General features: G+C 70.1%; 14 protein-coding genes. 9 read left to right on the plus strand and 5 right to left on the minus strand.

The features are described from left to right. Positions 1–168: 168 nt before the first annotated feature. Complete coding sequence (gene cobT / locus ACYCO6_RS19300) at positions 169–1,191, minus strand: nicotinate-nucleotide--dimethylbenzimidazole phosphoribosyltransferase (RefSeq protein WP_459762312.1); 1,023 nt, start codon at positions 1,189–1,191, stop codon at positions 169–171. Between the two features lie 140 nt (positions 1,192–1,331). Here cobT and cobS point away from each other — a divergent pair, with 140 nt between their 5' ends. From cobS to ACYCO6_RS19315, 3 genes are all read left to right on the plus strand, one after another. Then, a complete protein-coding gene (gene cobS, locus ACYCO6_RS19305) occupies positions 1,332–2,150 on the plus strand; it encodes an adenosylcobinamide-GDP ribazoletransferase (protein WP_459762314.1) in 819 nt (272 codons plus the stop codon). A gap of 80 nt (positions 2,151–2,230) precedes the next feature. Continuing rightward, the gene (locus ACYCO6_RS19310; protein ID WP_459773617.1) at positions 2,231–2,443 is read left to right on the plus strand and encodes a DUF1289 domain-containing protein; all 213 of its coding nucleotides are present in this window, start codon (positions 2,231–2,233) and stop codon (positions 2,441–2,443) included. Beyond that, positions 2,440–3,132, plus strand: coding sequence for a retropepsin-like aspartic protease family protein (locus tag ACYCO6_RS19315; RefSeq protein WP_459762316.1), 693 nt, complete (start codon positions 2,440–2,442; stop codon positions 3,130–3,132). Before ACYCO6_RS19310 ends, ACYCO6_RS19315 begins: the two co-directional genes overlap by 4 nt. A 16-nt stretch (positions 3,133–3,148) precedes the next feature. Here ACYCO6_RS19315 and dusA read toward each other — a convergent pair whose 3' ends face one another. Continuing rightward, a complete protein-coding gene (gene dusA, locus ACYCO6_RS19320; RefSeq protein WP_459773618.1) occupies positions 3,149–4,108 on the minus strand; it encodes a tRNA dihydrouridine(20/20a) synthase DusA in 960 nt (319 codons plus the stop codon). A gap of 300 nt (positions 4,109–4,408) precedes the next feature. On the opposite strand from dusA, the gene ACYCO6_RS19325 reads away from it, so the two are divergent. Together ACYCO6_RS19325 and ACYCO6_RS19330 are read left to right on the plus strand one after the other, a co-directional pair. After that, positions 4,409–6,676 carry a CDC48 family AAA ATPase gene (locus ACYCO6_RS19325; RefSeq protein ID WP_459762318.1) on the plus strand — a complete coding sequence of 756 codons (2,268 nt, stop codon included), beginning with the start codon at positions 4,409–4,411 and terminating at the stop codon, positions 6,674–6,676. Positions 6,677–6,910: 234 nt separating this feature from the next. After that, positions 6,911–7,102, plus strand: a complete 192-nt coding sequence (locus ACYCO6_RS19330; protein WP_459762320.1) for a hypothetical protein — start codon at positions 6,911–6,913, stop codon at positions 7,100–7,102. Positions 7,103–7,339: 237 nt separating this feature from the next. Here ACYCO6_RS19330 and ACYCO6_RS19335 read toward each other — a convergent pair whose 3' ends face one another. Then, positions 7,340–7,714 carry a hypothetical protein gene (locus ACYCO6_RS19335; protein WP_459762322.1) on the minus strand — a complete coding sequence of 125 codons (375 nt, stop codon included), beginning with the start codon at positions 7,712–7,714 and terminating at the stop codon, positions 7,340–7,342. A 179-nt stretch (positions 7,715–7,893) separates the two neighbouring features. On the opposite strand from ACYCO6_RS19335, the gene ACYCO6_RS19340 reads away from it, so the two are divergent. Both ACYCO6_RS19340 and ACYCO6_RS19345 read left to right on the plus strand, forming a co-directional pair. Next, complete coding sequence (locus tag ACYCO6_RS19340) at positions 7,894–8,079, plus strand: hypothetical protein (protein ID WP_459762324.1); 186 nt, start codon at positions 7,894–7,896, stop codon at positions 8,077–8,079. Positions 8,080–8,463: 384 nt separating this feature from the next. Beyond that, a complete protein-coding gene (locus ACYCO6_RS19345) occupies positions 8,464–8,649 on the plus strand; it encodes a hypothetical protein (RefSeq protein ID WP_459762326.1) in 186 nt (61 codons plus the stop codon). Positions 8,650–9,241: 592 nt separating this feature from the next. On the opposite strand, the gene ACYCO6_RS19350 is transcribed toward ACYCO6_RS19345, so the two are convergent. Both ACYCO6_RS19350 and ACYCO6_RS19355 read right to left on the minus strand, forming a co-directional pair. Continuing rightward, a complete protein-coding gene (locus ACYCO6_RS19350) occupies positions 9,242–9,562 on the minus strand; it encodes a hypothetical protein (RefSeq protein ID WP_459762328.1) in 321 nt (106 codons plus the stop codon). A gap of 643 nt (positions 9,563–10,205) precedes the next feature. After that, positions 10,206–10,415, minus strand: a complete 210-nt coding sequence (locus ACYCO6_RS19355; protein ID WP_459762330.1) for a hypothetical protein — start codon at positions 10,413–10,415, stop codon at positions 10,206–10,208. A gap of 756 nt (positions 10,416–11,171) precedes the next feature. Between ACYCO6_RS19355 and ACYCO6_RS19360 the strand changes: the two genes are divergently transcribed. Continuing rightward, the gene (locus ACYCO6_RS19360) at positions 11,172–11,708 is read left to right on the plus strand and encodes a hypothetical protein (RefSeq protein ID WP_459762332.1); all 537 of its coding nucleotides are present in this window, start codon (positions 11,172–11,174) and stop codon (positions 11,706–11,708) included. 361 nt (positions 11,709–12,069) lie between these two features. Further along, the gene (locus ACYCO6_RS19365; protein WP_459762334.1) at positions 12,070–12,831 is read left to right on the plus strand and encodes a hypothetical protein; all 762 of its coding nucleotides are present in this window, start codon (positions 12,070–12,072) and stop codon (positions 12,829–12,831) included. Positions 12,832–13,087: the final 256 nt, after the last annotated feature.

Below are 13,087 nucleotides of genomic sequence, written 5' to 3' on the forward strand. Positions count from 1 at the left end.
CCCGCATCCTGAGGGACCCGCGCCAGCGGGCCTCGAAGGAGCCCTCCTCCGAGGACTCCGCTTCGCTGTGCCACCTCAGGGTGAGGTGATCTGGAGGGAGAGACGCGGGATCGGCGGATCCGTTATCGGGTTCCCGCCACCATAGCATCAAATCGGGCCCGGCACCGCCTACCCGCCTGCCTTCTCGGAAACCCCCGCCTGCGCGAAGGTCGCCATGCCCGCGTGACAGGCGAGCGCGCCCTTGAGCAGGCCCATCGCCATGCCGGCGCCCGAGGCCTCGCCGAGGCGCATCCCGAGCGCCAGCAGCGGCACGAGGCCCAGCCGCTCCAGCACTTCGGCATGGGCGCCCTCCGCCGAGACGTGGCCGGCCAGGCAATGGTCGAGGGCGGTGCGATCGAGGGCGTGCAGCACGGCGGCCGCGGCGGTCGCCACGTAGCCGTCGATCACCACCGGGATCCGCTGCAGCCGGGCGGCCAGGATCGCCCCGGCCATGGCGGCGATTTCCCGGCCTCCGAGCCGCGCCAGCACCGCGAGCGGATCGTCGAGATGGCCGGCATGGTGCGCCAGCGCCGCTTCGACGGCCGCGACCTTCCGGCCGAGGCCGTCCCGATCCACGCCCGTGCCGTGCCCGACCCAGTGGGCGGGATCGCCGCCGAACAGGGCGGCGTAGAGGGCGGCCGCCACCGTAGTGTTGCCGATCCCCATCTCGCCGATGCCGAGGCAGTCGGTGCCGGCGGCCACCGCCTCCATGCCGAAGGCCATCGTGGCCACCGTGGCGCGCTCGTCGAGGGCGGGGCCCTCGGTGATGTCGCCGGTGGGCATGTCGAGGGCGAGGTCGAAGACCTTGAAGCCGAGCCCGTAGGCCGCGCAGATCTGGTTGATCGCGGCCCCGCCCGCCGCGAAATTGTCGAGCATCTGCCGGTTGACCGCGTCCGGAAAGGCCGAGACGCCCCGGCGCGTGACCCCGTGGCTGCCAGCGAAGACGCAGACCAGCGGCCGGTCGAGGCTCGGGGGCGCTTTGCCCTGCCAGGCCGCAAGCCACGACACGAGGCTCTCGAGGCGCCCCAGCGAGCCCGCGGGCTTGGTCAGGGTGGCGTCCCACGCGGCGACAGCGTCCTGCGCCTCCCGGTCCGGGCCGGGCATCGCCTTGAGCAGCTTGCGAATGTCGTCGAAGGGACCGGGATCAGTCATGGCGGCGATTATTCCTGTGGGCACGAGCGGACGGGCAGACGGAGCCGGATCGGGGCGCGTATAGTGACTGCGCGCCGCCTTACCGTTCAGGATCGGGTCGTTCCACCGGGGCGCGGTGCTGACGGGTGCGAGAGATCGCGATGGACAGGCAGACCGGCGGCGAGGCCGACTGGCCCGGGCGCGGCGCCCTCTACGACCTCGCCGGGTGCCTCCGGTTCTACTCGCGCCTGCCCGTGCCGCAACTGCCCGGCGAGCCCGACCCGCACCGGAGCCCCGATTTCACCGGCCTGACGCGGATGCTGCCGCTGGCCGGCCTGATCCTCGCCCTGCCGGCGGCGCTGGTGCTGGCGGCCGGCTGGTTGATCGGGCTCGGGCCGTTCCTGGCCGCGACGCTGGCCATCGCGGTCCTGGTGGTGGCGACCGGGGCGCTCCACGAGGACGGACTCGCCGACGTCGCCGACGGTTTCGGCGGCGGCACGACCCGGGAGCGGCGCCTGGAGATCATGCGCGACAGCCGTATCGGCGCCTATGGCGCCACCGCTCTGGTGCTGGCGCTGGCCCTGCGCATCGGCGCTCTGGCGACGCTCCTCGATCGCACCGGCTACGCGGCGGCGACCGCCCTGATCCTGGCCGCCGCCCTGTCGCGGGTTGCTGCCCTGGCGCCGATGGTGCTGCTGCCGCCGGCCCGGGCGGACGGCCTCGCTGCCTCGGTCGGCCGCCCCGGCCGGGCGGGCCTGACGACGGCGCTCGGCATCGGCATCGCGCTGGCGCTCGCCGCAGGGCTTCTCGGCCTGCCTTTCGGGGGCGTCGCGCTGATGATCCTGTGCGCCGGCCTGGCGGCGCTGGCGCTGACCAGGCTGGCACGCCGGGCGATCGGCGGCCAGACCGGCGACGTGATCGGCGCCTGTCAGCAGATCTCCGAGATCGCCGCGCTGCTGGCCCTGGTGGCGACGGCGTGAGGGGCGTTCCGCGGCCATGACTCCGCGTCCATGACTCCGCGGCCATGACCCGGCCACGATCCGCCGGCCAAGGTCCGGCGATGCCGCCCGCGCCGAAACCCTCCTCCCCCTGCACCAAGGTCTGCGTGCTCGAGCCCGCGAGCGGGCTCTGTCTCGGTTGCGGGCGCACCCGCGACGAGATCGCCGCCTGGGGCTCGCTCTCGGAGGCGCAGCGCCACACCATCATGGCCGGACTCGAAGCCCGGATGCGCGACGCCCATCTGGTGCCCCTGGAGGAGCCGCTGCCGTCATGATCTATCTCGGGCTCGCCGCCATCGCGCTGGTCCTCGCCGCCCTGGTCCTCAGCGACGGCAGCGACAACATCGGCGGCGTGATCGAGCCCGACCAGCTGGCCAGCCTCGCCTGGACCGGCACGATCCTGATCCTGGTGGTGGCCGGATTCTGGCGGCAATTCACGGCGCGGCTCGGCGCGAACCTGCGCGCGCTTCTCGCCTGGGTGCTGATCGGCCTCGCGCTGGTCATCGGCTACAGCTATCGCGACCGGATCCAGGGCGTCAGCTCCCGGGTGATGGGCGAACTCCGGCCCGGTTCGGCCGTGTCCGACGCGGACGGCGTCGTGACGATCACCCGGCGGGCGAACGGCGACTTCCGCGTGGAGGCCGAGGTCAACGGCCGCCTGCAGCCGTTCCTGTTCGACACGGGCGCGAGCAGCGTGGTGCTCACCGCCGAGAACGCGGCCGCCCTCGGCCTCGTGCCCGCCGCCTCCGAGTTTACCGCCCGCGTGTCCACGGCCAACGGCATCACCTATGCGGCGCCGACCCAGCTCGATTCGCTGTCCGTCGGCACGATCACCGAGCGGCGGGTGAACGCTATGGTGGCCAAGCCCGGCACGCTCTCCGCCAACCTGCTGGGACAGAGCTTCCTGGCGCGCCTCTCGGGCTACGAGGTCCGCGGCGACCGCCTGATCCTGCGGCGGCCCTGAACCGGCGCGCCGCCCTTCAGGCGGCCCGCGCCTCCGGGGCCGCCCGGGAGACCATCGCCACGGCGTCCCGCAGGGTCGCGAGGTCGGCGTCCGGCCGCATGCCGTGCGTCGACAGATGCCGTCGGTAGGCCCGGGCGCCGGGGCGGCCGTTGAACAGCCCGAGCATGTGCCGGGTCACCGCGTGCAGGCGCTCGCCCCGGGCCAGGAGGGCGGCGATGTAGGGCTCGAACGCCGCCACGGCCGCGAAGGCGTCGACCGCCGGCGCGGGCACGCCGAACAGCTCGGGATCGACCGCGAGGAGCAGCGCCGGCTCGGTATAGGCGGCACGGCCGACCATCACGCCGTCGACCTCGGCGAGCCGCGCGCGCGCCGCATCGAGGTCGCGCAGGCCACCATTGACGACGAGCGGCAGCCCGGGCAGCCGCCGCTTCAGCCGCGCCGCCCGGCCGTAATCGAGGGGCGGCACGTCGCGGTTCTCCTTGGGTGACAAGCCCTGGAGCCAGGCCTTGCGGGCGTGGACGATCAGCCCGTCGACGCCTGCGGCCACCACCGCATCCGCCAGGGTGTCCAGCGCCGCCTCGGGGTCCTGATCGTCGACGCCGATCCGGCACTTCACCGTCACGGGCACGGACACCGCCGCCTTCATGGCGGCCACGCAGTCGCCGACGAGGGCGGGCTCGCGCATCAGGCAGGCACCGAAGCGCCCCTCCTGCACCCGGTCCGAGGGGCAGCCGACATTGAGGTTGACCTCGTCGTAGCCGAAATCCGCGGCGATCCGCGCGGCCTGGGCGAGGTCCGCCGGGTCCGAGCCGCCGAGCTGGACCGCCACCGGGTGCTCCGCCTCCGAGAAGCCGAGCAGGCGCTCGCGCGGCCCGTGCAGGACCGCGCCGGTGGTGACCATCTCGGTGTAGAGCCGGGCGCGCGCCGACAAGGTTCGGTGGAACGCCCGGCAATGGCGATCCGTCCAGTCCATCATCGGCGCGATGGAAAAGCGCCATCCCGGAAGTGCGCCGTGTTCGTCAGCCGCCGTCACGTGTCTGATCCGTGCTGTCCCGATCGCGATTCAGGGCCGCCTCGGGCGACGCGGCGCTTGCCATCCAGCGGATCGGGGGGAAGAGTTCACCGGATACCACAGCCGGACGATCCGCGAAAAGGCGCAGCCGACTTGGTCTCCGCCTGAACCGGCCCGCCGGGCCGCGGGTTGCCCAGCAGACACCCAACGCCCAGACCCGGGGCGGCGGCCCAGCCGCCGCGCGCCCCGCCGATGGAGAACCGGATGGCGGATCCCGACGGACAGCCTCTCAAGCTTCAGGTCGCCAACGCTCGGCCCCAGGATGGCGGCCGCGGCATCGCGCGCCTGCCGCAGGCGGCGCTCGACGAACTCGACCTGCACGAGGGCGACGTCATCGAGATCGTTGGCAAGCGCCACACGGCCGCGGTGGCGGTCGGGCCCTACGAGGAGGACCAGGGCCTCAGCCTGATCCGCCTCGACGGCCTCCAGCGCGTCAATGCCGGGGCGTCGAGCGGCGACCATGTGGAGGTGCGCCGGGCCGAGATACGCCCCGCCACCCGCGTCGTGGTCGCGCCGGCCCAGAAGAACGTCCGCCTTCAGGGATCGGGCGAGGCGCTGCGGCGGACATTCTTCCGCCGGCCCCTGATCGCCGGCGACGTCATCGCCACCGCGACCCAGCGCAGCGGCGGCCCCGACCCGCGGCTGCCGCCGCAGCTGCGGTCCTATCTCGACCTGCCCGCCTACGGCCTGCAGGAGATCCGCCTCAGCGTCGTGGCGACGCAGCCGCGCGGCATCGTCTACGTGGCGGAAGGGACCGAGATCGAGCTGCGCCCCCTCTACGAGGAGCCCCGCGACGGCCACCGCGCCGACGTGACCTACGACGATATCGGCGGGCTGGGCGACACGGTCGACCAGATCCGCGAGATGGTCGAGCTGCCCCTGCGGCATCCCGAGCTGTTCCAGCGCCTCGGGATCGATCCGCCGAAGGGCGTGCTGCTCCACGGCCCGCCCGGGACCGGCAAGACCCGGCTCGCCCGGGCGGTGGCCAACGAGACCGAGGCGCGGTTCTTCCACATCGCCGGCCCCGAGATCATGGGCAGCCGCTACGGCGAATCCGAGCAGCGCCTGCGCGAGGTCTTCCAGGAGGCCGCCCAGAATGCGCCCGCTATCATCTTCATCGACGAGATCGACTCGATCGCCCCGAAGCGCGAGCAGGTCACCGGCGAGGTCGAGCGGCGGATCGTGGCGCAGCTCCTTACCCTGATGGACGGGCTGGAGCCGCGCCAGAATGTCGTGGTGATCGGCGCCACCAACCGGCGCGACGCCATCGACGAGGCCCTGCGCCGCCCCGGGCGCTTCGACCGCGAGATCATCATCGGCGTGCCGGACCAGCCGGGCCGGCGGGAGATCCTGGGCATCCATACCCGCGGCATGCCGCTCGCCGCCGACGTCGATCTCGACGCCATCGCCCGCAGCACGTACGGCTTCGTCGGGGCCGATCTCGGCGCGCTGGTCCGCGAGGCCGCCATGGACGCGGTCCGCCGCATCCTGCCGGAGGTGAACCTGCGCGATGGGATCCCGGCCGAGGTGCTGGAGGGCCTGAGCGTCGGGCGGGACGACTTCCTCTCGGCGATGAAGCGCATCCAGCCCTCGGCGCTCCGTGAGATCATGATCCAGGTGCCCGACGTCACCTGGGACGATGTCGGCGGGCTCGCCGAGGCGCAGATGCGCCTGCGCGAGGGCGTCGAGCTTCCCTTACGCTCGCCGCAGGCCTTCCGCCGGATCGGCATCCGCCCGGCCAAGGGGTTCCTGCTGTTCGGGCCCCCCGGCACCGGCAAGACGCTGCTCGCCAAGGCGGTCGCCCGGGAGGCGGAGGCGAACTTCGTCGCCACCAAATCCTCCGACCTCCTGTCGAAATGGTATGGCGAGTCCGAGCAGCAGGTCTCGCGCCTGTTCCAGCGCGCCCGGCAGGTCGCCCCGACGGTGATCTTCATCGACGAGATCGACAGCCTCGCCCCGGCCCGCGGCGGGGGCCTGGGCGAGCCGGCCGTGACCGAGCGGGTGGTCAACACGATCCTGGCCGAGATGGACGGGCTGGAGGAGTTGCAGGGCGTCGTCGTGATGGCGGCGACGAACCGCCCGAATCTCCTCGACCCGGCCCTGCTGCGCCCCGGGCGCTTCGACGAGCTGGTCTACGTGCCGGTGCCGGACGCGGCCGGCCGCCGCCGGATCCTGGCGATCCACACCAGGGGCATGCCGCTCGCCGAGGATGTCGACCTCGACGTGGTGGCCGAGCGCACGGCCCGCTTCACCGGCGCGGACCTCGAGGACCTCACCCGGCGCGCCGGCCTTCTGGCCCTGCGGGAATCGCTGGACGCGACCCAAGTCCGCCGCGCCCATTTCGAGCAGGCGGCCCGGGAGACCCGGCCCTCGGTGACGCCCGAGATGGAGCGCGAATACGAGGAGATGCTGCGCACTCTCAAGCAGGAGGGACCGCAGCGGCAGCCCATCGGGTTCCTGTCGCCGCGCTGACCCCGGTGCCGCTCCGGCCGTGCGTCCCGGCCGGGGCGACACCGAATTCGATCCCTGCTCTGGGCCCTGTGCAGAGCCGCGCACCGCACGCGAACGCTCGATCCACCGGGGGGCCGAATGAACGCTGGTGGACCCAGAGGTCGGGGCGGTGAACGCGATCCTGCCGGTGTTGTTGACCGATCAAGGCGGTGAACCCGAGTCCATGCGCCCCGGAACTGCATAGGGAGAAGCTGCATGCCGAAGATAAGCGTGAAGCTTGCCGGCGATGGCACCCACATGATCGTGCAGGATCACGACCCCATTGCATGCGGCATGAGCCTCGATGAGGCGGAAAACTTCGTGACCTTCCTGCGTGTGTCGGCGCGGGTGCGACGGACGCAACGCCTACCGCAGGCCCTGCGCAAGCGCGGGGCGACGGCCGCCTAGCGCGTCTCCTCAGGCCGGCCGGATTCAGCGTGCGTTTCTTCCAGCCCCGCCCCCTTCATCGGCCACGGGGTGGGGCAAGGGGCGCGAGTTTGCTCGCAGAGCCCGGCCGTGAGTGGCCGACCGGCGCTCCGGGTTTCGGCCATCTGGTCATGCTCGACCAGCCGCCAGCGCCGCCGCTGAGCGGCTCAGAGGTGCCATCACCTGCTCAGGGCGGCTTCGTAGGAGGGCTTGTTCAGCCTAGTCGTAGGGGTCAAAGCCCGGTCCGTAGCCGTAGCCGACTGGGCGCGGTCCGAACCGGTGCGGTCCGTAGAAGCCGTCGCGCTCGACCACGACCTCGCGGACCACGGGCCGTGGACGAATGACAGGACGCTCCTCGACGATCTCGCGTACGACCCGACGGGGACGAACGACAGGCCGCTCAACCACGACTTCGCGCACGACCTCGCGCGGGGGAGCCACGACGCGGCGCTCGACGACCGTGCGGCGGGTCACCAACGTCTCAGGGGCATCGTAGACATCGTAACCATAGCCGCCTGCCTGAGCGGCGGTGCTGCCGAGGAGCCCTCCGGCTCCGAGCGCGGCGGTCAGGGCTGCCAGTGCGATCTGTCTCATGCTCTCCTCACCTTCAGAGGACATCAGCCGCACGGAGCGGCTTCGACCCTGAAACGCCGGAGAACGCCGTTTGGCTGACTCCGGGCAGTTCCGGCCGATCGTCGCAGCAGCCTGTGTTGCGGCGCACACCGCGAATTTATCGCATTGCAGCGATTTCGGCGGAACGCCATTTCTGGTGCATGTCCAGCCTACAGAACCGATCCACGGCCTGCGTCCTCGATCCTGAGACGAAGGGCTTCCCGCTCGTCCCGCGGACGATCCGCGCCCACTACGCCGAGGCGATGGCGCAGATCCCGCGCGTGCGCCTCAGCGTCCGTCCCGCTCGTCCTTCGGCCGAACTCCCGGCCGTAGGATCGTTCGGCTGAAGTCAGGCTTCCCGACGTGCGAACTGCAGCGCGGTGCCGCGGTTCAGCTTCGCCGAGCGGTAGTGCAGGCTCTTTCTGGCGGTGCTCGTCCGCCAGCCTGGGCGTCCCATCAGCGCCCGTCGCCGAGGTGGAACACCCGTTTCACCCGTTCGGTCGCCGGCATTCCGCATGGCGCCCGCCCGCGCGCCGGAAGTACACCACCGCCGATAGCTGCGGCCAGTCGATGGGAGAAAGGAAGCGGTGCGCGCATCGGAGCGGCATAAGAGCGCATCGCGGCACCCCGCATAAGGAAGGCGCAGTGGTGTCCTGTGGACCCGCATCCGGGCACCAACAACCGCCCAGCGGCGTTCCTCGGTATCCGTGTCGCGTTGCTGGAGAACGACCGTGGCGCTGGTCGGTCCGAATCCTCTGTCAAGGAAGGCGAAGAGCCGGCTGCGGGACCCTGCTCCCCTCAACCCTGCCGATCGAGCGGATAGCCTTTTCCAGACCGTCATGTTCGCGCTGATCGCGCTCGACCTCGCCATCCGGTTCGGCGCGGACATCTGGCACCGATTGTGGCCGACAGGCTAGCCGGAGCGGCGGCTCGCGAGACGCCGAGGACTGGCCGGGGACGGGGCCCCGGTGCGGGGCGCAGTCGGCGACGCAGGTGTGGCGGGAGCACGCGACAGGATCAAACCGGCTCAGGCCGCGTTCATTCCGGATCGCCGGGTTCCCGCAGGAGGATCGCCATGGGTCTGACCGCCTTTATCGTGTTCGTCGTCCCGTGGGTGGTGATGGCGGTGTTTCTCACCCGCGCTCCTAAGGTTCTCCGCCTGGGCGCCGCCCCCGCCCCATGGCGACCACTCCCGACACGCCGTGACCTGAGCCGCGATCAGCGCCGTGGGGTGAGCCAGCGCGACGCCAGGACCGCTGGCGGTTCAGACGCGACAGGAAGGGACAGGCACGAACCGCTTGCCATGCCGGAAGGCGGAGCGTTGGGCCCCAGTGTGGAGCCTACCGAGCCCAAAGAATAAGGCATCAGGGGTCTTCCGCCTGAGCAGCGAGGTTCCGCACAGCCTCGCCCGTTCCGCCGTCCTCCCCCTGCGCTGCCCGCAGCGACGCCTTGCGGACCTGCGGCTGCAACCCGGGCGGCCTGCGCCCATCAACGCGGCGCCGGGGCCGATCAACGCTTGCGACGGTGGGGAGGTGCAGGGAGGCGCGAGAACACTTCCTCGCACATCGTGCCGAGGCTGCTCCGCATGAGGTTCCTTGCCCAAACCCGTCGGCCATTGTCCATCAGTTCGATGGCTTTGGGCTCAGGGGTCTCCTTCGCGCACGCCTTCATGACCTTCATAAAGGGGTACTCCACGTCACGGCCGCACGCCTTCTTGGCCTGAAGGAAGATGCCGTAATTCTCGAAGTTTTTAGGACAGTTATCGTCCGCTAAAGCGGTAGACGCAGATGCTGCAATCAGCGCACCGCATAGGGCAAGCCGCAGAAACACTCGCACTCCCTGTTGAAAATTGGGTCTCCACCGAAGACGCGTTCTGAGGTCGGGTCAGCGGGCGGCGACCCTCCGTAGCTGGTGGAAGCGTAACTTTAGAGCGGCGGCGCAGTTCGCACAGGGGGTCGCAGTGCCTCTGAGCCCTCGGTGATCGAAGTGAACCGCCTCGACGCGCGACACCGGCACGGCGGCGGCCATCAGCGCGCCGCAGAGGTCGACCCGGACGGTGCCGTGGACCGGATGCATCCCGAATAGCTGCGTGACGGTCCGGCCCGACCGGTACGCCTCGGTGCCGAATTGGCGCGCTCAGACGCGACGGCGCGCGGGAGGTCGGGCATGCCGGCTGGGCTGCGGCCGAACGGTTGCTGGAACGGAAAAGCCCGCCCGGACCGGCCGGGCGGGCGAAGTGGCAGTCAGGTCGAACAAGCCCCACTCGCGATGAGGCGAGGGGATACGTAGGCGTTTGCCGCCGGCGGCTAGACGGTGCGACGGCGTGCCGTAGGCCGCCTCGACCGGAATGAGAAAAGCCCACCGCGCCGAATCGGGGAGGCAGGCGGTCCCGTCCGGAATATCGCCTGAGACACGCGCCTGAAGGTGATCGGTTCCCGAGGGACGGGGCGATCTGCGAACCCACCGCTGCCCGTCAGGTGGCGACGTAAGCCGCCAATCCGGCCAGCCCACGCAAGTAGGCTCCGCCGTCCTCATTGCTTCTGGAGCTCAACCCTTCGGCCAGCCTCTCGAGCTGAGCCTGGAGTACGCCGATGCTCTTCTGGGACAGATTGGCGGGAAGCAGGACGATCACATCGCCTTCGTCGAGCCGTATCGTCTCTCGGATTGCTGGAGCCTGGGCCATATGACCCTCCATCGGGCGGCTTTGATTGCTCGGCCTTGGGGTAAGCTCTCATGAACTGCAGACCCCGGCGGTGCTCCGGCGCACACGCATGAAACAGTTCAGCTGATGGCAAAGCTGTATTCAGCGGCGGCAAGCAGCGCAATTCCGCCGCGGTATCTGACTAACTCGGGCGGGAACACAGAGTATTCTGCGAGGTTTAATTGATTGTCTGATCGGAACGGAGAAGCATACCACATTTCTTGTAGTAATGCGGGGCTGCCCTCTGCGGAGGGCAGCCCGTTCGCGCGCTTGGAGCCCCGTCTGCCGAGCCCGCATTCGGGCATCACCCGGATCGCCGACTGCGCACGGTCAGCACCTCCTCGCGGACAGCCTGCAGGGCAATCTCCACGGGATCAGCGCTCAGCCCAGCACGCATCATCCATGTGGCCGTACAGTGGGTCTGGTCGATGCGATCGAGTTCCGGAGTTCGGTCAGACCGGCCGGGCCGGGAGCAGGCGCGCGACCGTCCGGAAGGGAAGGCCGATGAGGCGGAGCATCCCGGCAATGGTGATGACCGCGACGACAGTGAGTAGTTCGCCTGCGATTTTCATGGGGTGCCTCCATGCGGGTAGCGTCGATGCCCGATACTGCTCCCTGTGGATCAACCGCTAAGGCCAAGCTTGGTTTCATCTCTTCAAGGTGACTGCATCCAAGTGATTGACGGCGCGATTGCGCCGGGGGAGGTTCAGGGTGGGGGCGGCTACGGAGTTAGCCACCATGAGCGACTTCGATCACATCCTGAACTGGAAGCTTCTTCGCGGCTCGCATCCCTTCCCTGGACCTGATGGAGGGACCTGCATCAACGAAGCGGCCATTGTCGCGTGCGGCTTCGGCTACCGGCCGGTGCGTTCGGTCAATGCCATGCCCGCATGCTTCTCACGCCCGATCTGTGAGCTTGCCATGCAGCTGAACGACAACGCGACGAATGCGCAGCGGCAGCGCCTGATGCCGTTCGTGACGCGGCTGGCGTGTGCGGATACGCCCGAGGTTGAGCAAAGGCGGGCCCGCTACATCGACGCCCATATCGGGCCCCGGCTGTTCCCGGATTTCTTCAGCTTCGACCTCGGGCTCGAAGCGCTCGAGGGCGCGCTCGCCATCGGGCGACAGGCGGACCCGCTCGGGCTGGATGAGGCGGCGAGGCGGCTCGATGCGGTCCGCGGTCCGGCCGAGCCGGTCAAGAAGCGATCTGGCTCTTTGCCCGCGAAGGTGAAGCTGTGGCTGGGCTTGCCGCAAGCGATCGAGAACGTCGAGTGAGGGCTGCAGCGGAGGCGGAGAGAGCGACCGCTCGCTTGCTCCGCCCCGGCATGGTCTCGTCCGGCAGCGTGTCTCAACGTCGGCTTGGACCGTGCTGCCCTGCCGGCTGGACGGTCACGGCCGCGCCCGCCTCGGCGGGGCGACCGGGATCCGGGGACCATCACCGCGAGGGACAGCCTGAAAAGCCAGCACCCCCGTCCCGGCAAGGACGAGGGTGCTGAAAACCTGGGGCCTGTGAGGGCCAGTACCGATACCCCTCACAAGCCATGCGACCCGCCAGGGTGTCAAGTCGGAACGGCAATTCCGACAACAGGGAAGGCTTGCCTGGACCCTAGCCGCGGCCCGTGAGGGACCGGGACCGATGTTTCACGCCACCATGCGGGAGGCGGTCGACGCCGCGCGCACGCTCGCGCAGCTCGACGACCTGTCGCGCCGGATCTGGCAGGCCCACGCCGCCGTGACCGTGACCGATGCCGAGGCGCAGAGCCTCGCCGAGCTGCTGCACGACCGCAGGAGTGCGATTAGAGAGGCCGTGGTGCCCGTCGGCATCCCGCTCGGCCGTGTGACGCTGTTCCCGCCCAAGCGCCTCCAGCGGGCTCCTGAGCGATCCGTTGCCATCGAACGCCGCCGCCGGCTGGCCTGCTCGGGTCCGATGCCGCCCGCGTTGGCCAGCAGGTTCACCACCAGGCAACTCGCGGTTCTGCGCATCGTCGGGGACGAGGTTGCCCGGCATGGGGCGTGCGGGCTGCCTGTGGACGCCGTCGCGGCGAGGGCTGGCGTCTGCCGGCGGCTGGCACAGGCCGCGATCCGGCTGGCCGAGGGCGACGGGTTGCTGACCATCCAGGAGCGACGCCACCAGGGCCGGAAGTCAGACCCGAACGTGCTCCGCATTATCAGCCGGGAGTGGCTGGCGTGGCTCCGGCGGGGAGGGCGATCCGCAGCTCCCGCGCTCTTGGGCAGCATAGGGTGCAAAACGCTGCACCCCACGGATAAGGGAGATCCACAGAGGCAGGTTGTGGATATGGAACCGTCGCAAGGCTGCCGAGGGGCAGCGGGCGACCTCGGTCTTACCGACCCATTGAGAATTCTCGCGGGTGGTCGAACGGGCAGAGCCATGCGCTAAGGGTCTGCGGTCGTACAGTCTGCCGAACAGTGCTCGGATCGAAAATACGCGGGCCCGCGTTGATACGATTATGCATAACAGCGGTCCCACATCGCCACCGGAAGTGCCCGCAGAGCGCGTCGAAGAATTCGCAGAGGCGGCACGACAAATCATCGATGCGCGGCTGCAGGCGCATGCGGGTGAGTGTCCGGATTTCTGGAAGATCGTGGCAGGCTTGTACACTCCAGCGCCGGAGGAAGATCCACCAGCTGACCGC

This window comes from Methylobacterium sp. CM6257, from assembly GCF_054611515.1.